This window comes from Enterococcus sp. DIV0756 (assembly GCF_051710745.1).
Taxonomy (GTDB): Bacteria; Bacillota; Bacilli; order Lactobacillales; family Enterococcaceae; genus Enterococcus_A.
In genome coordinates this window covers 2,645,149-2,666,124 of record NZ_JBIOLF010000001.1, presented here as the reverse complement: position 1 = coordinate 2,666,124, position 20,976 = coordinate 2,645,149, and the positions used below count along the sequence as shown (strand labels likewise).

Genomic DNA, 20,976 nt, shown 5'->3' with positions numbered 1-20,976 from the left:
GTAAAAAGAGAGGCGTAACGACAATCAAATTCGTTTTTATCCTTAAAAAAATAATTACCTTAATAGGAATAAGGAGGAATAATTTTGGGTGCTAAATTAAAAGAGTTGTTAGGACTACCCTCTTTACGTGAAGCTCAGTTGATGAGTGGACAAAATTGCTTAAATCAAACGGTCACTTCCTTGTCTTTCTTGGACATTTCAGATATGGATGATTATGTTGATTTGCTTGAGACGAATGAATATCACTCTGGTGAATTGGCACTGACTTCATTTTTCACCATCAAAGACGATGTAGGAAAGCAATGTGAAACGATTCGTCGGCTACATAAAATGGGTGAGCTGGGGATTATTCTTTATTATGTTGGGATCGTCGTTCCTAAATTATCCTCAGAAGTGATTCGAACAGCGGAAGATCTAGACTTTGTGATTATTCAAATGCCTAAAAATCAAAATCAAATTCGGTACAGTGAGGTTATCGTAGAGGTGATGGCGGAAATCTTAAAGGATCACCCGAAAGAAAACATTGTAAATGAGGTTTTAGAAAAAGCTTCCTTCTTACCCGAACATTTACGAACAGTTGAAGTCACCTTGAGACTGCTTTCTGATTTGTTGCGTACCAATATCATTTTAACTAATCCTGATAATGAAGTAATCAATCAGATTAAATGGCCACGAAACTCCTCTGTTGATTTAGAGCGGCTGTTACGCCGAGTAGTGGTGGAGGATGGCAAACAGGTTCAGAAAAATGATTTTTCCGTTTTTTACAAGGAACTGTACCACAAAGAAAATGGCGTCCTGCGGTTTTATTTACTGAAAGAGCATGATCTTTTGACAGAAACTGAATGTAATCAATCCGTCGAATTACTGCAGGTAGCGATGAACTTATGGGGAAAGAAACATGGTGAAATTAGCGAGTACGCTTTGGTACAGGCGATCCTCAATGATGAAAGCGAAAAAATGTATCGATTAGCCAATCACTTAAAGATCGATGTCAAAGGCATCGGTTTAATGTGGCTGCTTCAGCTGAATGATTTGAGAAAAGAAAAGAAATTGAAACAAGATATTCTAGCCTATGCTTCTAAATACTACAAGACGTGTGTTGCTCAATTAATGGATGATCAATTAATTATTCTGTTGGGTAATTATTGTCATAATGACTCTGAACTAGAGTTAGGCGAGGCGTATCTTCAGACCAGTCCTTATCAAGAGATGATTGATAGTATTGTGTTGTGCCCACGCTTACGTAACACAACAGATGTCCGAATGACGTATCAGCTCGTCAATAAAGTTGCTTTGCAATTGCCAAGACTGTTTCATGGAAAGAAAAGCTTTTCTATCAGCGAGATTCGGCAAGTGGTCTATGCGAGTAAGTTGATTCAATCTGGTGAAGCAGAGGTTGAAGAGACGTTAAGCGTGTTGTCGCCAATCATGGACAGCAAGGAACAGCTGATGACTTTGTGTAGTTTCTTATTGGATGCGGGCGCTGATTTTCAAGTATGCAGCGAGCAATTATTCATCCATAAAAACACGGTGAAGTATCGAATTAAAAAAATCAGTGAAGCGCTAGGCTACAATGTCATGCGCTTTTCGGAAAGCTATGAATGTTACGTTGCTTGTTTGACCTATCGTTTGATCAGTTTGTAGGTTATTTCGCTGAAAAAGAAGCCGATACGTCCGTGTTCAGGTTCAAGCAATACGAAGGACATGCTGAGAATTTCCAAGAAACATGGGAACGGATGTTGAATGGTATCTACTCGATGGTTTTCACATTTTTGTGAGTTTTCGGCTAATTTTTCGCAGGCGCTACTTGTGAGTCGCCGGTTGTTCAAGAAAAAGAGCTGACCCGAAAGTCTAAAAGACTTTTGAGTCAGCTCTTTTTTATAATAGTGCCAATAGGGCATCAATGTCTTCTTCTTTTGTTGCCCAGCTCGTCGCAAAACGAATGACGGTATGATCTGTGTCGTATTTTTCCCAAAAACTGAAGGCAACCTCTTTTTTTAACGCCTCCATTTGTTTGTTTTCAAGGATAACAAATTGTTGATTGGTTGGTGAGTTCAAATAAAAACGGTAATTCTTCTCAGATAGCCCTTTTTTCAATCGCATTGCCATTGCAATCGCGTGCTGGCTAATTTGGAAATACAATTGATCAGTGAATAAAGTATCGAATTGAAGCCCGAGTAATCGGCCCTTAGCAAGCAGTGCGCCTTGTTGCTTCATATGCGCGACAAAGTAATCTGGTAAATTATTTTTAGTAAAGACGATCGCTTCCCCCAAGAAGGCTCCGACCTTGGTTCCCCCGATATAAAAAACATCACAGTATTCTGCAATTAACGGCAGGGTCAAATCAGATTCAGGACTTGCCAGTCCATAACCTAACCGTGCGCCATCCATGAAGAGAGGAATACTGTATTCGCGACATACTTCAGAGATACCCTTCAATTCTTCTTTCGAATAGAGTGTGCCATATTCTGTTGGATGAGACAAATAGACCATTCCAGGAAAGACCATGAATTCTCGATTCTCATCTGACCAAAATTGTTCGAGATAGGAGCGGATCTGCAGGGCTGAAATCTTTCCATTATTTTGTGGGAGGCTTAAAACCTTGTGACCAGAAAATTCGATGGCACCTGTTTCATGAGTAGTAATGTGTCCGGTCTCGGGAGCAATCACCCCTTCGATCTTTTTCAGCAACGAGGCGATCACTAAGGCGTTAGTCATCGTACCACCAGCAATGAAAAAAACATCTGCCTCAGGACAAAGGCAGGCTTGGCGAATTTTTTCAATGGCAGAAGCTGAGTATTTGTCCCGGCCATAACCACTCAATTTTTCTTCATTTGTTTCCAGCATACGTTGTAGAATTTTTTCGTGTGCCCCTTCTAAATAATCACTTTCAAAATTTAGCATCAAATACTCCCTTCAATGGAAATCATTTTCTTTTATTGTAGCAGATTGTCTTGCAGAACAAACAAAAAATCTGTGAACAAAACAGCTCACAGATCTCTAGAAAATTACAGCTCAATTGTTTCTCCAACGTCCATAACCTTGCCAACATTTTCAGGCAGCAGTTTGACAAAAGCGTAGGGGTCCTGCTTGATGACAGGAAAGGTATTATAATGAATAGGAACCACTTTTTTTGCTTTTAAGCGTTTAGCGGCACTAGCCGCTTCAGTAGGTCCCATGGTGAAATTGTCTCCAATAGGTAAAAAAGCAAGATCGATATCAAAAGCTTCACCAAAAAGTGCCATATCTCCAAAATTAGAAGTGTCGCCAGCATGATAGATTGTTTTACCTTCTGTTTGGAAAATAAAACCTGCTGGTTCCCCCATATAGATCATTTGTCCATCTACTTCATAGCCAGAACTGTGTTGAGCGTGAACCATTTTTACACGGCCAAAGGGAAAGTCAAATTTCCCACCGATGTTCATCCCATGTGTTTTAGTTACCCCATTGTTTTCTGCAAAGCTACAAATTTCGACATTACTGATGATAGTTGCGTCGTTGCGTTTAGCAATTGGAATCATATCCCCGACGTGATCGCTGTGTCCATGAGTGATTAGCAGCCAATCTGTTTCCACTTCATCGGCTGTTAAGTCAGTCAACGCATTTCCAGTAATAAATGGGTCAAACAACAATTTCTGTCCGTCTTCTGTAATGATTGATAGAACGGAGTGACCATGATACGTAATTTTCATCGTCTATCCCTCTCTTTCTATATTGTCTATTATAACCAAGGCTAGCAAGAATATGTAAGCTTTTGCTTTATCGTGAAATCGTTTAAACTAGAGGAAAAGCAGATTTAGAAATGATGGAGGGAAGAATATGCGATTAACAATTGATCCAAAAGTAAAGGAACAGGGAGTATCTTTAGCTTATAGCGTTATTGAGTTTGTCAATGAAGCCCACAATGAAAAAATCTGGGAGGAAAGGCTAGACCCATTGATTAAAACGATCGAGGCCAATGATACGATGGAAACCATTAAAGAAGATCCGCAGATTGCTGCAACAAAAAAAGTCTATCGAGTATTAGGAAAAGATCCTGCACGATTTAGACCTTCCTCTGATAGCTTGTGGCGGCGCATCGTTCAGAAAAAAGGGCTGTATCAGATCAATGCACTTGTAGATTTGAATAATTATTTTTCATTAAAATGGCGCTTGCCATTTGGGGCATACGATCTGCAAAAAGTCACGGAGCCTCTCCAATTGACGGTCGGACAAGCGGGTGAACGCTACGCAGGCATCGGAAATAAATCGGTTAATATTGAGAATCTTTTGGTACTAACGGATGATGCGGGGGCATTTGGTAGTCCGACAGCTGACGCAACACGGGGAATGATAGCTGAAGACACGACACGGGCGTTATTAGTCGGCTATCAGTTTCAAGCTGAAACAATCATTGATCAGGCGGAAGTTAAAGCCGTTTTGGAGAACTATCTAACTGATTGTCGAATCATTGATCAGGGAATTATCTAAAGAACACGAGGCAAACGAAACGACCCCAAAGGTTAGATTTTTGGTCCATCCTTTGGAGGTCGCTTCAATATACTGCCTCGTATTTTTTATTCCCAGTTTTTACAAACATCAACCCATTCTTTGAACTGTGTATACTGTTCTAATTCAGGGATGGTCAATTCGATCGCGTTGTTTGGTGCGCCACAGGCAGGATAAACAGTTTCGAAACGTTTCAACGATTCATCCAAATAAACAGGAATGCCTGCATGGATGCCAAAAGGACAGACACCTCCAACGGGATGCCCAATGGTTGCTTCGACTTCGTCCGCTTTTAACATCAAAGCACGCTCACTAAAAAAGGCTTTGAATTTTGGATTATCAATTTTGGCATCACCAGCAGTGACAATCAAAATACTTTTATCCGCTTTTTTCAGTTTAAAAGACAAGGTCTTTGCGATGCGTTCGGGCGCGCAATTCAATGCTTGGGCTGCGAGTTCCACCGTTGCACTTGAGACAGGAAATTCTTGGATACGATCGGCTATTCCGTAGTGTGAAAAGTATTCTTTTACAGATTCAACAGACAATTGACTTCCTCCTAATTCATTTTAATGGACTTTTTTTCGTAATGAGACCAATTTATTGTACGTTTATTTAGTAAATAATAATACACGCTTTATTGAACGCAGTAAATGATATTTTGTTAGAATGGAAGAGAGGCTCTTACGGGAGGAAACGCATATGAAAGAGGACAAGAGAAAATTATTAGCAAAAGTTGCTTATATGTATTATGAACAAGAATTGACACAGGCTCAGATTGCTAAAGAATTGGATATTTACCGTACAACGGTTAGTCGGATGTTGAGTCAAGCTAAAACGCAGGGCATTGTAGAAATTAAGATCAATCATTTTGATGCGAGTTTGTTTGAGTTAGAGGAGCAATTGAAGCAGGTCTTTGATCTGACTGCTGTTGAATTAGTCCCGACTGAAAGTGACAGCAGTGAGGAAGCGAAAGAAGAACAACTAGCTGAAACAGCCGGGGCATGGATTCGCCGTCAATTAACCGATAATATGGTGGTGGGACTGTCATGGGGGGCAAGTGTCGGACAGGCAGTGAACAAGATTGACCCCAAACAATTATCAAATGTTTCAGTTGTTCCGGTAGTTGGCGGACCAAGCCATATTAATTCCCGTTACCATGTCAATACACTGGTTTATGAGTTGGCCCGTAAAGTGAGTGGGCACAGCTTATTCGTCAATGCAACGGTCATTCAAGAAACAAAGGATTTAGCTGAAGGAATTTTCAATTCGAAATATTTCCATGATTTAAAAGAGTACTGGAAGAGACTCGATTTAGTTATTGTTGGTGTAGGTGGTCCGCTAAGTTATCATAAAAGCCAATGGCGAGATTTGTTGTCGCCAGCAGATTATGAAGAATTAAAATTACGTGAAGCAGTAGGAGACTGCTGTTGTCGTTTTTACGATAGCTATGGAAAGCGGCTAAACGGGGCGTTAAATCAACGAACAATTGGATTATCTTTAGCTGAATTGATGAAGGTCCCTCAATCAGTAGGAATTGCTCGGGGAATTTCAAAGGCTCGCTCGATCGTTCCTTTACTGGAGCAAGGCTATTTGAAAACATTAATTACGGATCAAGAGACGGCACAGGAGATTTTACGATTGAAACAACGAAAGTAGGTTCTCTTTAAAAAATGCACATTTGTGCGATTGTTCTAAAACTTTTATTCGCGAAAGGCTTGGTGTAAAGTCTTTCGCTTTTTTTATGGAGAGAAAGCAGAAATCTCTTTTTTAAGATGCTATGCTAGTTCTATACAAAAGAGTAAGGGAGTTTTTCAAAATGGAATTTATGCTAGATACAGCTAATCTGATGGATATTAAAAAATTTGCGGACATTTTACCAATTGCGGGTGTTACTTCTAACCCTTCAATCGTAAAAAAAGAAGGAAAAATAGCTTTTTTCCAACACATGAAAGAAATTCGTGGGATCATCGGGGAGCATCGTTCATTACATGTACAAGTTGTAGCCACTGATTATGAAGGCATTATCAAGGATGCTGAAACAATTTTAGGGAACATTGATCAAAAGGTGTTTATCAAAATTCCGGTCAATCAACCTGGATTAAAGGCAATCAAGGAATTGAAACGTCGCGGCATCAACGTTACAGCGACTGCAATTTATACGAAATTTCAAGCATATTTAGCAATTGCAGCTGGAGCAGATTATATTGCACCCTATTTCAATCGGATGGAAAATTTGAATATTGATCCACGGGAGGCTATTTTCGAAATGGCAGAGGAGATCGCTCGAACGAACAGTGAAACAAAAATCTTGGCAGCCAGCTTCAAAAACGTTGGTCAGGTTAACGCTGCTCTAGAAAATGGCAGCCATGCAGCCACAATGGGTGTTGATATTCTCCAACAAGCGTTCGCAATGCCGTCAATTGCCCAAGCGGTAACTGATTTTACAAGCGATTGGGAAACTATCTTCGGTGAAGGAACAACGATCGCTGATCTATAATACAAGTTTTAAGACTGTAGGCAGAGAACGTCTACAGTCTTTTTACGACTATTGGCAGAAATGCTCAATTTATTCTGAGGAGCAATCAGGCTTATTTCTTCAAAAAATGGATTGTCAGATGTTAAGCTGAGGAAGAGGTGGAAATGATGCGTGAGATTCAAAAAGAATGGGCTCGTTGGAAATACTTTGTTATGGCAAAATCGCAAAAGGAATACCTATATTTACGTCAGCTTTTTTCTGGCAATCAATGGTCAGCAAAAAAGACCGAGCTGTTTTATCAACACGTGGACGCAGTGAAGAAATTACCGATTGACTTAAAAGCGCAAAGGAATGCCTATGAACATGTTTGGGGCTATTTCAAAAATGTGGCGACACCAGATGAGCGACAACAATTCTTTATTTTTTTAACTCAGATGGATGAAGAGACGAATGAAGCACTTCCTTATTTGAAAAGATTGGCTGAAAAATATCAAGTTGACTATTTACTGGCGTCTCATTTATTTGAATGAAGCAAATCGTTTCCAGATTTTTGATAAGACTTTTATAATGGATCGATATGGAGGGATGTACGAATGGAAACACGCGCAGTTGTAATAGAAGAATATGGTCATGCGGACCAATTAAAAGAAAGTAAAGTAACATTGCCTGAGTTAGGCGAGCACCAAGTCTTGGTGAAAGTAAAAGCTACGTCAGTTAATCCGATTGACTGGAAATTACGGGAAGGATATTTAGCACAAATGATGCCTTGGGATTTTCCAATTATTTTGGGTTGGGATGTTGCTGGTGAAATTGTAGAAGTTGGTTCGGCAGTCTCAGATTGGCAAGTAGGACAAGCTGTTTTTGCTCGGCCAGAGACGACTCGCTTCGGTACATATGCAGACTATACGATTGTTGACGATCACTTGTTAGCACATAAGCCTGAGTCTATTTCGTTTGAGGAGTTGGCAGCTGTTCCTTTAGCCGGGTTAACGGCTTATCAAGCATTATTCACTCATGGGAAACTAAAGGCTGGGGAAAAGGTCTTGATTCACGCTGGTGCGGGTGGTGTTGGTATCTATGCGATTCAATTAGCAAAAAATGCTGGAGCAACAGTTATCACTACAGCAAGTCAAAAAAATCATGCGCTGTTAAAAGAGCTAGGTGCTGATCAAGTCATTGATTACCACACAACTGATTTTTCAGAAGTATTAGAAGATGTGGACTTGGTTTTTGATACGATGGGCGGCGACGTTCAACGAGACAGCTTCAAAGTATTGAATGAAAACGGACGTCTGATCTCAATCGTCAGTCAACCAGATGATGAGCTAGCTAAAAACGTTGCGGTAGCGGAAAGTATCTGGCTTCAACCGGATGGGAAACAATTACAAGCGATTGCTGATCTAATGGCTGATGGAAAAGTAAAAAGTGTCATCGGACATACGTATCCGTTAACAGCGGAAGGTGTGAAGGAAGCACATGAATTAAGTGAAACGCATCATGCTAAAGGAAAAATTGTCTTAGTCAATGAATAGTTCAGAAGCTGCATCGAAACTTGGTGCAGCTTTTTTCTATCCCGTTTTTAAAAATTGTATGGTCAGGAATGGAACATAAATCGTCATTTGACAGGGAATTTATTTATCGGTATCGTTAAGTAAAAATGAAAGCGATTTAAGGAGGAGCAGTATGAGTGAAATTACGAATAGTGTAAATTTTTTGAAGCAGCAAAAATGGGTTGATTTGAGTCATAGTATTTATGGTGGTATTCCTTATTTTCAGTCTTTTCAACCAATGCAGGAAAAAACACTAGTCACAGTTAAGAAAGATGGCTTTTTTGCCAAAGAGTATCAGCTAGTGACGCAATATGGTACCCACATTGATGCTCCGGTGCATTTCGTAGAGAATCGTGTATCCGTTGATCAGTTACCAATCAAAGATTTCCTATTGCCGTTAATCGTTATCAATAAAGAAAAAGAAGTCAACGAAAATCCTGATTATTCCCTGACAGTAGAAGATATTGTTGCTTTTGAAGCGGAGTATGGAGAAATCCCAGCAGAAAGTTTTGTCGCATTTGCCAGCGGCTGGTCAAAACGTTGGGAGAATCTGGAAGCATTCTACAATGTTGATCACGACGGACAGGCACACACGCCTGGTTGGTCGTTGGAAGCCTTGAAGTTTTTACATGAAGAACGCAACGTAACGGCGATCGGTCATGAGACGTTGGATACGGATTCGGCAGTGAATTGCACCAAAAACGGAGGGTTAATCGGGGAATTGTACTGGTTGGAGCAGGATAAGTTTCAAGTTGAGGTGCTGAATCGTTTAACGGAACTTCCACCAATTGGCGGCGCCATTTCGATTGGCGTGCCAAAAGTCAAAGATGCACCAGGATTTAACGTTCGTGCAATCGCCATAATTCCAACAGAGTAAGAGAAAAGCAAGGCTTCGTTTAAAAAACGAAACCTTGCTTTTTAAGAAATTCCACCGTGTTTTTTCGCCGAGGATACTCAAATTGTTGCCGCACCTTTTCAGACCAATTGGTACTCTGAATGTTCGAGCTGCGAGCTTGATAGTAGTCTGAAGTCGTCTTGTTATAGTCGTTGATCATTTCTGCCGTTAATGATCGGTAGGAATTTTCTCCAAGTACAGCATGAATCGGCAGTCGTGGTTTCACCTCATTTTTTTCAGCAGGATAGCCGACAAACATACCGAATACTGGATAGGTTAATGCAGGAAGTTCTAACAATTCCTTCATTTTAAACAGGTTATTACGAATCCCTCCGACATAGCAAATTCCTAAATCATTCGATTCGGCAAAAACAGCCATCGATTGAGCGGCCAAGGTAGCATCAACGATGGACACAACTAAGGATTCCATGGTGCGTAGATGTTCCAGCGAATCCCCATTCAAGGCTAAAACCTGTGCGTGCTTATTTAGATCAGCAACAAAAATATAAAGAGTACCTTTATCACCATTATCGACAGGGAAATTTGCGATTTGTTCGATCGCTTTTCTTTTTTCGGAATCGGTAATTTCAATTATTGAGAAGGCCTGCAAAAAGTTAGAACTGCTGGCACTTTGGGCGGATAAGACTAATTGTTCCTTTCGTTCGTCAGATAGTTTTTCTTGGGTAAATGAGCGGACCGATGTATGTTGGAGCATTGTTTCAAAAAGTTCCATCAAGAAGCCTCCTATTTTTATACTAATTTACTCGTCAAGTTGAATATATCACAGGAAAAAGACAATAGGAAGCAAAGCGATATTGGAGGGCGATTGCTTGTGCACAAGCAATCCACAGAAAAGAGCAAACGATTTTCGTACGCCTATCATCCAACTAGACTTTTATCAAATGAATCTAATTTAGAAACACGCGATTCATCTCAATATGTAACAAACTGCAAAAAGCTGGACTGACAGCTAGCTCAGGATTGAGGCTGCTTTTTTCAAAGAGCGAAAAAAACCGCTACTTTCGTACGCATACGAGTAGTGGAACTTGCAAAATCCGAACATTTTGATAAAAAGGTTTGATTTAATTCATAAAAATCTCATCGTTTTGCCATCACTGTGCTATAATGAGAAACAATTATCTGAAAGGAGTTATGCAAATGCGTGGCGTAGTAACGGTTATTGGAAAAGACAAGGTTGGTATCGTAGCAGGTACTAGTCAAAAATTAGCGGAATTACAAATTAATATTTTAGATGTTTCTCAAACTATCATGGGGGACTATTTCACGATGATGATGTTAGTAGACCTAACCAATGCTACAGAAGATTTTGAAGGAGCACGTGAAACGCTTCATGAACTGGGTAAAACACTTGGTGTGAAAATTAGTATTCAAAATCAAGAAATTTTTGACACGATGCATAAATTATAGGGAGGGCTCTTTGTGGAAATCAATCAAATAATGGAAACGATTCGAATGATCGAAGAAGAAAATCTAGATATTCGAACGATTACCATGGGGATATCATTGCTAGATTGTATTGATAGCGACAGTGATCGCGCCTGTGAAAAGATTTATAACAAAATTACTACGAAAGCGAAAGACTTAGTTAAAGTAGGTGAGTCGATTGAAGCTGAATATGGAATTCCGATCATTAACAAGCGTATCTCCGTGACACCGATTGGAATTATCGCAGCAGCGACTCCTGATACAGACTATGTAAAATTTGCTAAAACATTAGATAAAGCAGCGAAAGATGTGGGCGTTAATTTCTTAGGAGGATTCTCGGCTTTAGTTGAAAAGGGCTATCAGCACGGGGACCGGATTCTAATCGATTCCATTCCTCAAGCATTAGCAGAAACAGATTTTGTTTGCGCTTCGGTCAATATCGGTTCGACCAGAGCGGGAATTAATATGGATGCTGTCGCACACACCGGACGAATCGTCAAAGAGACGGCAGAAGCTTCTGATATGGGGTGTGCGAAACTAGTAATTTTTGCCAATGCAGTTGAAGACAATCCTTTCATGGCAGGGGCCTTTCATGGTGTAGGAGAAGCGGACTGTGTGATCAATGTTGGTGTTAGCGGACCAGGTGTTGTGAAGCGGGCACTGGAAAAAGTCAAAGGGGAATCCTTTGATGTCGTCGCTGAAACGGTGAAACAAACCGCCTTTAAAATTACTCGAATGGGACAAATGGTTGGGAAAATTGCTTCAGAACGGCTAGATGTACCTTTTGGAATCGTTGATCTATCATTAGCGCCAACTCCAGCAGTGGGTGATTCAGTGGCTCATGTTCTGGAAGAAATGGGTCTAGAAACAGTCGGAACTCATGGAACAACTGCCGCACTGGCATTATTAAATGATGCAGTGAAAAAAGGCGGTGTCATGGCCTGTAATCATGTTGGCGGATTATCAGGCGCATTTATTCCTGTTTCAGAGGATGCAGGGATGATTGATGCGGTGAATAATGGTTCGTTAACCATTGAAAAATTGGAAGCAATGACAGCAATCTGTTCAGTAGGGTTAGATATGATTGCGATTCCTGGCGATACACCTGCTAGTACTATTGGAGCAATGATTGCCGATGAAGCAGCGATTGGTGTGATCAATCATAAAACTACCGCTGTTCGGATCATTCCAGCGAAAGACAAAAAAATTGGTGATATGGTTGAATTTGGCGGTTTGTTGGGTAGAGCACCAGTTATGGCTGTTAATGCAGCTGGCTCTGATGATTTCATCGCTCGCGGTGGTCGAATTCCAGCCCCAATTCACTCATTTAAAAACTAAACACAATAAAATTGATTTTTTTAATAGAACGCTGCAAGAGTGGATACTTTTGTAGTGTTCTTTTTAGATTCTAGTCAGACTTTTTCGTACCAGTCATGAAAACGTTTTGTGTTAAAATAAAATGGACGAAAAAACAGGAGTAGACAGATGAAAAATAAAACCTATCTAAAGGCGAGTTTACGAGAAATCATATACTCAAAAGGCCGTTTCATTTCAATTGTTTTAATTATTTTATTAGGTACATTACTATATGTCGGGATAAAGGCTACTGGTCCGATCTTAAATCATTCGGCTAGTCAGTTTGTCGATCAGCAGGAGTTATCAAATCTGCAAATTATCTCCACTGGTGGGCTGACAAAAGCGGATGAGAAGCTTGCCGAAGACATTTCTGGAGCGGAAGTCGAAAGCGGACATCAATTGTTCTATGCGGATAGTGATAAGAACCAAGTGGTTAAGCTTTATTCTTATGACCAAAGAAATCAACAGAATCAATTGATCGTAAAATCGGGGCATTTGCCCAAAAAAGCTGACGAGATTGTTTTGGATGAAAAAGCCAGAAAAGAAGGTTATCGACTAAATCAAACATATAAAATTGATCAGCCGGATCAATTGAAACGCAAGAGCTTTAAAATTGTTGGGTTTGTTCAGTCACCCATGTATATAAGCACAGAAGAGCGTGGGCTGTCGAATGTGGGAAATGGTAATGTTGATTTCTTCGCATATGTACCTGAGAGTAATTTTTCCAACGAGATAAAATCAGTCATCTATGTTCGCTTTTCAAATGTTGATGGAAAAGAAACGTATGGCAAAGCCTACGAGAAAAAGATGGAACAAAATATCGATAAAGTCGAAAAACTTTTCGCAGATCGACCACAAGAACGTGCGGCAGAAATCAAAGATACAGCAGAAAAGGAATTGCTACCAAGAAAAGCCGAGGTGACTGAGAACTTAGCCAAGGTGGATGCTGGACAAAAAGAATTAGACCAAGCGAAAGCTCAGTTAGAGCAGCAGGCAGCTGTAATGCCTGCCGGAAATCCGCAATTGCAACAGGCCCAAGCAGAGCTCGCAGCACAACAAAAGGAACTCAGCAGCAATCGTGAGAAATTAATGGATGCTCAGCAAAAAATCAGTGATAGTGAGAAAGAAATCAGTGAGTTAAAGACACCTAGCTATTCTTATGATCAGCGTTCAGACAATCCAGGCTTCCAAGAATATGGTGATTTGTCTGACCGAATAGCTGCCATTGCTAATGTCTTTCCTGTCTTTTTCTTTTTCATAGCTGCATTGATCACCTTTACGACAATGACTCGGATGGTGGAGGAAAATCGACGTGAGATCGGTACGTTAAAGGCACTCGGCTATTCACGTTTTGAAATTTCAATCAAGTACATTATTTATGCGTTATCAGCAGCAACGATTGGCATCGTTCTAGGTAGTGTTATTGGTGTAAATACCCTACCGCGATTAGTTTTCGAGCTTTCCAGTGATCGTTATAATTTTCCTGGGGTGAAAGCTTTTTACTTATCCCGCCCGATCATCCAAGCAACGATCGCCTTTTTGTTTGCTAGTCTGGGAGCAGCCATGCTTGTATTGATGCGGGAGCTGCATGAAAAACCTTCCGTGTTGCTCCAACCGAAGGCGCCAAAACCCGGAAAACGAATTTTCTTGGAACGTATCACGCCGATTTGGTCGCGTATGAGTTTTAATTCGAAAGTTAGTTATCGCAATCTATTTCGTTATAAATCACGAATGATTATGGCGGTGATCGGCATTGCTGGTTGTTCTGCGTTAATGGTTGCCGGAGTAGGCTTGAAGGATTCATTAGGTTCAGTTGGAGAGAAGCAGTTTGGACCAATCATTGATTATGATGCGATTGTCACACTAAAGGATCAGCCAGATAAAGCGACAGTTGAAACAATTTTTTCTGAGAATAAAAAACTGGTCAGCGAATTGCCTATGATGAATCAAACGATTGAATTGAAGCAAAAAGGCCAAGCTAATCAGAAATTGACGATGATGGTGCCGGAAAATCGTCAGAAATTTAAAGATTACCTGCATTTGAAGAATCAAGGTGAACCATTCAATCTGTCAAATGAGGGTGCAGTGATTACACAGAAATTAGCGGAGCTGTTTGACTTGAAAAAAGGTGACAGGTTGAAAGTCTATGATGATGACCAACAAACTTTTGAGGTTAAAATTTCTGCTATTACTGATAATTACTTAGGAAACTTTTTATATTTATCAAAAGAATATTATCAACAAGTTCGTAGAAAAGATTTCATAGTGAATAGCTATTTGCTCAAAAGTAAAAAGTTAACGGACTCAGAAGAAAACGAGTTGTCACGGAAGTTGTTAAGTACGGACCAAGTGACGAATACTTCTTTTGTGTCTACGCAAATTGAAACACAGGAAAATTCGATGGATAATCTTGATGGCATTGTTTGGATATTCGTTGTTTTGTCAGGCTTATTGGCTTTTATTGTGTTATATAATTTGACGAATATAAATGTGTCGGAACGAGTGAGAGAATTATCCACGATCAAAGTATTGGGCTTCTATGATCGAGAAGTGACCTCATATATATTCCGCGAGAATTTTGTTTTTACTATTCTAGGAATTTTATTCGGTTATGGTTTGGGCATTGTTTTAACTAAATTTATTTTGGACCAAGCGTCTATGGAGACGATCACGTTTCCCTTAGTGATTCGTTCGGGAGCCTACCTTTCATCTGGTGGATTGACGATTCTTTTCTCCGTTATTGTAATGGTCGCGACACATTTTCGTTTGCGCCGTATCAATATGATTGATGCATTGAAATCAAATGAATAAGCCCGAAAGAAAAGCGTTGACAAATATTTTTTGTGGAGCTATGCTTTATTCAATAATATAATGCAATGAGAAGGACAAGATCTGATTTTGTTCCTCGTCACTAGAGAAAGAAGTCACGGCTGGAAGCTTCTGATTGAGAAAAACAGATTACTCCCTTTGAGCGACCGCAAAACGGTCCGGGTGATTCCCGTTATCTATCGTACAAGCCAGAAAGTCTACACTTTTTGGGAACTTGGGTGGTAACACGTTTATTCACGTCCCTATTTTTTATAGGGACGTTTTTTTATTGAAAACCCTTCAAGCCTTTTGTTAAAATTAGTAGGAAAAGGTACGCAGGAAAGCATGGTTTGAAAAAGCGGATCGGAGTTGAGTTGGATGTCAAAAGAAATCGAAATTGTGTTACCAGATGGAAGCAAGCGAAGGGTGGAAAAATACACCACTTTGTTCGAGATAAAAAATCAATTGATGGAAGAGGCAGTCGTCGGCAGCATTGATGGCGAGCTTGTTGATTTAGCAACTCCAGTGAAAGCAAACGCCGAGATCGCTTTTTATGATTGCTCGTCTCCAGAAGGAGCTACCGCTATTTGTCAGTTGGTTAGTTTGCTGTTAGAAGAGGCGATCAAAGCACGTTATCCTGAAGCACTTTTTGCTAAGGCTCAGCGGGAAGATCAAACTGTTTGGGTCGATTTACGCGTGAAACAACCATTGAGTGCGTTGATTTTGAAAGATTTAGAGCATCATATCAAAAAACAAATAAAATCAGACGTTTCAATTGAAAGTGCGACATTAAGCGTTTCTGAAGCAAGAGAAATTTTCAAAGACAATGAATTAAAGCTTGATGCCTTAGCGGGATTCGCAGCGGCGCAACGAGTCTTTGTCTATTCATTTGGTAATGTAACCGAGTTTTTCCTTGAACCAATGGCGCTTGAAGTAGCCACAGCACAATATTTTTCATTGTTAAAAGTTTCTGGTGCTTACTGGCATGGAAAACCGGAAAATGAAATGCTGCAACGGGTTATGGGTGTGGTCTTTGCAGAAAAAGCCCAGCTTCTTGCTCATCTAGATTACTTAGAAGAATCTGAAAAACGTAGTCATCAAAAATTAGGCAAGGAACTCGATCTGTTTATGTTTTCGGAAGAAGCACCGGGAATGCCTTTTTACTTGGAAAATGGTCTGATCATTCGGAATGAATTGCAAAAGTTTTTACGAGAATTGCAGGCAAAATACGACTATAAGGAAGTTAAGACACCACTGATTTTGAATCAACGCTTGTGGGAACGTTCAGGTCACTGGGATCATTATAAAAATAATATGTACTTTACTAAGGTTGCGGACGAGGATTATGCGTTGAAGCCAATGAATTGTCCGGGGCATTGTTTGATCTTCAAGGATCGTAAACGGTCCTACCGTGATCTACCAATGCGGATGGCGGAATTTGGACAGGTCCATCGGCATGAATTTAGCGGGGCTTTAAACGGCTTACTTAGAGTTCGGACCTTCTGCCAAGACGATGCGCATATTTTCGTGCGCCGCAATCAGATCGAGCAAGAAATTGCTTTGGCCTTGAAAATCATTGATGAGGTTTATAAAATATTTGGTTTTGAGTACGGTGTAGAACTTTCGACTCGACCAGATGATTTTATGGGTGAGATCGAACTGTGGGATGAAGCAGAAGCTTCATTAGGAAAGGTATTGACTGATCTTGGTTACAAGTACAATATCAATGAAGGTGATGGCGCTTTTTATGGACCGAAGATCGACATTCATATTAAGGATGCCTTGAATCGCAGTCATCAATGTGCGACGGTTCAGTTAGATTTTCAAATGCCGGAGAAGTTTGATTTAACGTATGTAGACGAGCATAATCAGGAAGCACAACCGGTAATGATCCATCGCGCTGTTTTTGGGTCCTTAGATCGTTTCTTAGGAATTTTAATCGAACACTATGCAGGTGCTTTTCCGCTCTGGTTAGCACCAAAACAAGTGGCATTGATCAATGTTGCCCAGCCTCATGAAGCTGGTGTAGAGGATTTATTCCAAGAATTTCATGCAGCGGGAATTCGTGTAGAAAAAGATTTGCGCAATGAGAAACTAGGTAAAAAAGTCCGTGAGGCTGAATTAAGGAAAATTCCTTACATCTTGGTGATCGGTGACAAAGAGATGAACGAAGGATTGTTTTCAGTTCGTAAACAGGGGACGGATACAGTCAAACAAATGTCCAAGAGTGAATTTATGAACCTGCTTAAACAGCAAGTACAAGAGAAAAATCATCAGTACTACTAAAATCAATAGACAAAAAAACGCTGAAGCGCACTTCAGCGTTTTTTGATGCCTTCAAGCAACCAGTGAGATTTAAAGCGAAAATCCTTTAGTAATTCTTTTTCTCCCCAATTATTCGCCAACATGTCAGTTAATGAGTCGATCACCAGCTTCATGGAAAAATACAAAAAACTAATTTGCTCATCCGTCGTGTTCATTTCAAAATGGTTCTTCTCTAAGAGTTCTTTCCAAGCGGCGACACCATGATCTGCCTCTGGCCTGTAAGAGAATAAATAGCTGTTTTGTGCCAAGAGAACTAATTGGCGATAGCGATCAGACCTTTGATCCAATCCAACATACAAAAGTAAAAAAGCTTCGATTCCCTGAAAGAAATCGTCCTCCTGCTGGGTCATGTAATCAATAATTTCTCCATGAATCTGTCCAGCATAGTAGTGAATTAAATAATCGTAAGCATCATTCAAGTCTTCAAAATATTTATAAAAAATTCCCCGGGACATTTGCAGTGCCGTAACGATTTCGCTGACTTTGACCTGACTCACCGGTTTCTCATAAAAAATCGTTAATAGCAAAGCGCGTATTTCTGCTTGTCTATCCTCTGGTAAATTTAAAAACGTTTTTTTCGGCATGGTGCACCCCCAAAAATATTTCATTCTTATCTATAGTATAGCACAGAAGCAAAAATGGTGACATTTTGTCACCGAAGGAGTATTCTTTCTACAGAAAGGGTGATAACTATGTTTTTAGCTTGGAAAGAAATTCGCTATGCGAAGTTAAGATATGGCTTGATTGTAGGAATTATGATTTTGGTGGCTTATGTGGTCCTCATGTTATCGGGGTTAGCTAATGGATTGGCTGACGGAAATAGAACTGCGATCGATGATTGGAAGTCTTCAGCAATTATTTTGTCTGAAGACAGTAATAAAATTGCTAATGCTTCCCAATTACAGAAAAAGGATATGGACCGCGTATCTGCCAAAGAAATAGCCGGAGTCGGTATTTACTCAACGGCTGTAGAGAAAAAGTCAGGTGGCGATAAGACGAATGTGTCCATTTTCGGTACAGACAATAAGTCTTTTATTGTTCCGAAAGTAACCAAAGGTCGACTATATAAGAATGATAACGAAGTCATTGCATCAGAAAATCTTTTGTCAGAAGGATACAAATTAAACCAAAGGATAAAAGTCAATGATCAAACATTGAAGATCGTTGGTGTTACAAAAGAAACAACTTATACACTTGCTCCGGTAATCTATTTGAATCCTGCAACTTTCAAAACGTTGAAGTATGGTTCTCAACCGACAACTAATGAACCGATCAATTTGATTGCGACAAAGGGAAAAACGTCAGTGGACAATCCAAAGGGACAAACCACATTAGAAAAAATGTCACCTGAGACGTTTATTGAAAATATCCCCGGCTACACACCAGAGAAATTAACGTTGAATACAATGATTTATTTCTTGTTTGTCGTAGCAGCTGCGATTATCGGTATTTTTATGTATGTAATTACCTTACAAAAAACAGCGATTTTCGGGGTGATGAAAGCGCAAGGCGTGGCGACAGGTTATTTAGTGCGTTCGATTCTAGCACAGGCTTTTCTAGTAGGAATTATGGGCGTTGCAATTGCTGGTGGGCTGAGTATACTGACAAGTTTGGTCTTACCAAGTGCAATGCCATTCGCAGTTCACTGGGAAGAATGGGCAGTATACAGTTTGACTTTAGTTCTGGTGGCTATGATCGGCGGGTTATTCTCGATCCGTACTGTAACTAAGGTTGATCCAGTAACCGCGATTGGAGGAGAATAAGATGAGCGATGTTTTAATGATGGAAAAAGTAGTGAAACGATTTGGACAAGGCCATACAGAAGTGACGGCGTTAAAGAAAATTGATTTTAATGTTGCTGAAGGAGAGTTTGTTAGTGTGATCGGTCCCTCAGGCTCAGGAAAAAGCACCTTTTTGACAATCGCCGGTGGCTTACAGACACCAACTGAAGGAAAGATAACCATCAATGGGTCAGATTTTGGACGAATGAACGAGAAAGAACGATCAAAGGCTCGCTTCAAGGAAATCGGATTTATTCTCCAAAGCTCCAATTTGATTCCATTTTTAAAAGTACAAGAGCAATTTCAATTGGTAGAAAAAATTGAAAAAGAAAAAAATGCAGCAAAAATTGAAGAATTACTTAAATCTCTAGATGTTTGGGAGCTGCGGGAACAGTATCCTAAAGCTCTGTCTGGTGGTGAAAGACAGCGAGTGGCGATTGCCCGTTCCTTATTCAATGATCCACAATTAATTTTAGCGGACGAACCAACTGCTAGTCTTGATTCGGATCACGCGTTTGATGTGGTGAAACTCTTAGCGAAAGAAGCGCATGAGCGCAGCAAGGCAATCGTCATGGTCACACATGATGAACGAATGACACAATGGAGTGACAAAGTTTATCAAATGAAGGACGGCGAACTTTTATTAAAACAATAGTTGCCATATTCCCTGTTTCCTGTGTATGATAGTCAGGTTGGCAGTTCTGCTTTTCTAAGTGTTCGATAGTGAATCGAACTGAAAACAATTAGATTGGCAGATGAAAAGTAGGCTTTTTATTCGTTTATTAGAAAGAATTTGGACGAATGTAAAATTCGCAAATTTTTTAGAAAGCAGGGAATTTATGGATATCTATTTAAAAAAAGCGGCACTTCATATCGTTGATCGTGAATCTGGCGATCCGATTTATAGTCAAAGTGAATTAGATTTGACAAAGGAATATGTTCGAGAGTACTTAACGAAAAAAATTCAAAAATTATCATCAGCTCAAACAAAAACGGGAACCTTAACGGAGGATTCAACCTTTGCCCTATTGAGCCAACAAGCGGAACATGATTTCCTATCTGTTAGTGAAAGAATCGTGGCTCGCTGGTACGAAGCGTATAAAGAGAGTGAAGAAGCTCCAAGCGCGGACGTTTTTGTTGCTTTATATGAAGAGGATACGCAGATGTATTTGGCCTTTTTGAAAGTGAATTATCATGAAGGCTATACCCATATCGTTGATTCAGATGATGCGGGCTTGAAAAATGAATTGATCATCCACCGTGCATTGCTTTCAAACAAGACACAAAAAGCGGATGAAGGCATTGTCGTGAATCTGAGTAATTTAAGCTACGAGATGATCGAGAAAAAATACCCGTTTTCTGGTGAAAAACGTTTGTATTTCTCAACTCAAGTGATCGAAAGTCGGCCTGCACCTTCGCTAGAAGAAAACGTTCGCGTAATTAAAAAAGTCGCAGAAAAAATCGGAGCAAAATTCGAAAATCCCAAGCACGATGTTATTGCTGATGTGAAGGAAGCTGTTTACGATGTGGTGGAAGAAAGCGGTCAGATTGATGCGAAAGTTGTGGCACAAAAAGTTTTCAAGGACAACGTGTCCGCACAAGTTGCTTTCCAAGAAGAGGTCGTTGAAAAAGGGTATGTGGACCAAGCACCTTTGTTAAGAGAAGTGCGCGAAATCACTGAAAAGAAATACGGCAAGCAAAAATTAAAATTGTCGAATGGGATCGAGTTGATCGTTCCTTTAGATGTTTATCGTAATCCAGAGTTAATTGAGTTTATTAATAACCCTGACGGAACAATTTCCGTAACGATCAAAAATGTTGATGAAGTAATCAACCGTCTTTAATAGGCGG

At 40.0% G+C, this 20,976-nt stretch carries 19 protein-coding genes; 14 read left to right on the top strand and 5 right to left on the bottom strand.

Features of this window, described 5'->3' with window-relative positions; translation table 11 throughout:
• The first annotated feature begins 84 nt into the window (after positions 1-84).
• Positions 85-1,644: a PucR family transcriptional regulator gene (locus tag IGI44_RS12970; protein ID WP_438788129.1), complete on the top strand. Its 1,560-nt coding sequence runs from the start codon at positions 85-87 to the stop codon at positions 1,642-1,644.
• A 234-nt stretch (positions 1,645-1,878) separates the two neighbouring features.
• Here IGI44_RS12970 and IGI44_RS12965 read toward each other — a convergent pair whose 3' ends face one another.
• Both IGI44_RS12965 and IGI44_RS12960 read right to left on the bottom strand, forming a co-directional pair.
• On the bottom strand, positions 1,879-2,904 hold the full coding sequence (locus IGI44_RS12965) for a threonine aldolase family protein (protein ID WP_438788128.1): 1,026 nt from the start codon (positions 2,902-2,904) through the stop codon (positions 1,879-1,881).
• 104 nt (positions 2,905-3,008) lie between these two features.
• Positions 3,009-3,692, bottom strand: coding sequence for a metal-dependent hydrolase (locus IGI44_RS12960; RefSeq protein ID WP_438788127.1), 684 nt, complete (start codon positions 3,690-3,692; stop codon positions 3,009-3,011).
• 127 nt (positions 3,693-3,819) lie between these two features.
• Between IGI44_RS12960 and IGI44_RS12955 the strand changes: the two genes are divergently transcribed.
• Positions 3,820-4,470, top strand: a complete 651-nt coding sequence (locus IGI44_RS12955) for a B3/B4 domain-containing protein (protein WP_438788126.1) — start codon at positions 3,820-3,822, stop codon at positions 4,468-4,470.
• An 86-nt stretch (positions 4,471-4,556) separates the two neighbouring features.
• Here IGI44_RS12955 and IGI44_RS12950 read toward each other — a convergent pair whose 3' ends face one another.
• The gene (locus IGI44_RS12950; RefSeq protein WP_438788125.1) at positions 4,557-5,033 is read right to left on the bottom strand and encodes a YbaK/EbsC family protein; all 477 of its coding nucleotides are present in this window, start codon (positions 5,031-5,033) and stop codon (positions 4,557-4,559) included.
• A gap of 154 nt (positions 5,034-5,187) precedes the next feature.
• On the opposite strand from IGI44_RS12950, the gene IGI44_RS12945 reads away from it, so the two are divergent.
• The 5 genes from IGI44_RS12945 (at position 5,188) to IGI44_RS12925 (ending at position 9,391) form a co-directional block, all read left to right on the top strand.
• Positions 5,188-6,144 (top strand): sugar-binding transcriptional regulator, encoded by a 957-nt coding sequence (locus IGI44_RS12945; RefSeq protein ID WP_438788124.1) that lies wholly within the window; start codon positions 5,188-5,190, stop codon positions 6,142-6,144.
• 160 nt (positions 6,145-6,304) lie between these two features.
• Complete coding sequence (locus IGI44_RS12940; RefSeq protein ID WP_438788123.1) at positions 6,305-6,985, top strand: fructose-6-phosphate aldolase; 681 nt, start codon at positions 6,305-6,307, stop codon at positions 6,983-6,985.
• A 143-nt stretch (positions 6,986-7,128) separates the two neighbouring features.
• Positions 7,129-7,494: a DUF1722 domain-containing protein gene (locus IGI44_RS12935; RefSeq protein WP_438788122.1), complete on the top strand. Its 366-nt coding sequence runs from the start codon at positions 7,129-7,131 to the stop codon at positions 7,492-7,494.
• Between the two features lie 63 nt (positions 7,495-7,557).
• Positions 7,558-8,496 carry an NADP-dependent oxidoreductase gene (locus IGI44_RS12930; RefSeq protein WP_438788121.1) on the top strand — a complete coding sequence of 313 codons (939 nt, stop codon included), beginning with the start codon at positions 7,558-7,560 and terminating at the stop codon, positions 8,494-8,496.
• A gap of 151 nt (positions 8,497-8,647) precedes the next feature.
• Positions 8,648-9,391 (top strand): cyclase family protein, encoded by a 744-nt coding sequence (locus IGI44_RS12925; RefSeq protein WP_438788120.1) that lies wholly within the window; start codon positions 8,648-8,650, stop codon positions 9,389-9,391.
• Positions 9,392-9,410: 19 nt separating this feature from the next.
• Here the strand turns inward: IGI44_RS12925 and IGI44_RS12920 are convergent, their stop codons facing one another.
• Positions 9,411-10,142 carry an NADPH-dependent oxidoreductase gene (locus tag IGI44_RS12920; RefSeq protein WP_438788119.1) on the bottom strand — a complete coding sequence of 244 codons (732 nt, stop codon included), beginning with the start codon at positions 10,140-10,142 and terminating at the stop codon, positions 9,411-9,413.
• 425 nt (positions 10,143-10,567) lie between these two features.
• On the opposite strand from IGI44_RS12920, the gene IGI44_RS12915 reads away from it, so the two are divergent.
• The 4 genes from IGI44_RS12915 (at position 10,568) to thrS (ending at position 17,305) form a co-directional block, all read left to right on the top strand.
• The gene (locus IGI44_RS12915; RefSeq protein WP_438788118.1) at positions 10,568-10,837 is read left to right on the top strand and encodes an ACT domain-containing protein; all 270 of its coding nucleotides are present in this window, start codon (positions 10,568-10,570) and stop codon (positions 10,835-10,837) included.
• Positions 10,838-10,849: 12 nt separating this feature from the next.
• Positions 10,850-12,193, top strand: coding sequence for a PFL family protein (locus IGI44_RS12910; protein ID WP_438788117.1), 1,344 nt, complete (start codon positions 10,850-10,852; stop codon positions 12,191-12,193).
• A 147-nt stretch (positions 12,194-12,340) separates the two neighbouring features.
• Positions 12,341-15,022: an ABC transporter permease gene (locus tag IGI44_RS12905; RefSeq protein WP_438788115.1), complete on the top strand. Its 2,682-nt coding sequence runs from the start codon at positions 12,341-12,343 to the stop codon at positions 15,020-15,022.
• 375 nt (positions 15,023-15,397) lie between these two features.
• Positions 15,398-17,305 carry a threonine--tRNA ligase gene (gene thrS, locus IGI44_RS12900; protein WP_438788113.1) on the top strand — a complete coding sequence of 636 codons (1,908 nt, stop codon included), beginning with the start codon at positions 15,398-15,400 and terminating at the stop codon, positions 17,303-17,305.
• A gap of 32 nt (positions 17,306-17,337) precedes the next feature.
• Here the strand turns inward: thrS and IGI44_RS12895 are convergent, their stop codons facing one another.
• Positions 17,338-17,928 (bottom strand): TetR/AcrR family transcriptional regulator, encoded by a 591-nt coding sequence (locus IGI44_RS12895; protein ID WP_438788112.1) that lies wholly within the window; start codon positions 17,926-17,928, stop codon positions 17,338-17,340.
• A 108-nt stretch (positions 17,929-18,036) separates the two neighbouring features.
• On the opposite strand from IGI44_RS12895, the gene IGI44_RS12890 reads away from it, so the two are divergent.
• The 3 genes from IGI44_RS12890 (at position 18,037) to IGI44_RS12880 (ending at position 20,969) form a co-directional block, all read left to right on the top strand.
• Positions 18,037-19,107: an ABC transporter permease gene (locus IGI44_RS12890; protein WP_438788111.1), complete on the top strand. Its 1,071-nt coding sequence runs from the start codon at positions 18,037-18,039 to the stop codon at positions 19,105-19,107.
• A 1-nt stretch (position 19,108) separates the two neighbouring features.
• On the top strand, positions 19,109-19,780 hold the full coding sequence (locus IGI44_RS12885; protein WP_438788109.1) for an ABC transporter ATP-binding protein: 672 nt from the start codon (positions 19,109-19,111) through the stop codon (positions 19,778-19,780).
• 184 nt (positions 19,781-19,964) lie between these two features.
• Positions 19,965-20,969, top strand: coding sequence for a nucleoid-associated protein (locus tag IGI44_RS12880; RefSeq protein WP_438788108.1), 1,005 nt, complete (start codon positions 19,965-19,967; stop codon positions 20,967-20,969).
• Positions 20,970-20,976: the final 7 nt, after the last annotated feature.

Coding starts and splice junctions, on each gene's coding strand:
- IGI44_RS12955 (WP_438788126.1), top strand. CDS start 3,820: ATGCGATTAACAATTGATCCAAAAGTAAAGGAACAGGGAGTATCTTTA.
- thrS (WP_438788113.1), top strand. CDS start 15,398: ATGTCAAAAGAAATCGAAATTGTGTTACCAGATGGAAGCAAGCGAAGG.
- IGI44_RS12905 (WP_438788115.1), top strand. CDS start 12,341: ATGAAAAATAAAACCTATCTAAAGGCGAGTTTACGAGAAATCATATAC.
- IGI44_RS12960 (WP_438788127.1), bottom strand. CDS start 3,692: ATGAAAATTACGTATCATGGTCACTCCGTTCTATCAATCATTACAGAA.
- IGI44_RS12925 (WP_438788120.1), top strand. CDS start 8,648: ATGAGTGAAATTACGAATAGTGTAAATTTTTTGAAGCAGCAAAAATGG.
- IGI44_RS12920 (WP_438788119.1), bottom strand. CDS start 10,142: ATGGAACTTTTTGAAACAATGCTCCAACATACATCGGTCCGCTCATTT.
- IGI44_RS12940 (WP_438788123.1), top strand. CDS start 6,305: ATGGAATTTATGCTAGATACAGCTAATCTGATGGATATTAAAAAATTT.
- IGI44_RS12885 (WP_438788109.1), top strand. CDS start 19,109: ATGAGCGATGTTTTAATGATGGAAAAAGTAGTGAAACGATTTGGACAA.
- IGI44_RS12965 (WP_438788128.1), bottom strand. CDS start 2,904: ATGCTAAATTTTGAAAGTGATTATTTAGAAGGGGCACACGAAAAAATT.
- IGI44_RS12915 (WP_438788118.1), top strand. CDS start 10,568: ATGCGTGGCGTAGTAACGGTTATTGGAAAAGACAAGGTTGGTATCGTA.
- IGI44_RS12935 (WP_438788122.1), top strand. CDS start 7,129: ATGATGCGTGAGATTCAAAAAGAATGGGCTCGTTGGAAATACTTTGTT.
- IGI44_RS12880 (WP_438788108.1), top strand. CDS start 19,965: ATGGATATCTATTTAAAAAAAGCGGCACTTCATATCGTTGATCGTGAA.
- IGI44_RS12895 (WP_438788112.1), bottom strand. CDS start 17,928: ATGCCGAAAAAAACGTTTTTAAATTTACCAGAGGATAGACAAGCAGAA.
- IGI44_RS12890 (WP_438788111.1), top strand. CDS start 18,037: ATGTTTTTAGCTTGGAAAGAAATTCGCTATGCGAAGTTAAGATATGGC.
- IGI44_RS12930 (WP_438788121.1), top strand. CDS start 7,558: ATGGAAACACGCGCAGTTGTAATAGAAGAATATGGTCATGCGGACCAA.
- IGI44_RS12945 (WP_438788124.1), top strand. CDS start 5,188: ATGAAAGAGGACAAGAGAAAATTATTAGCAAAAGTTGCTTATATGTAT.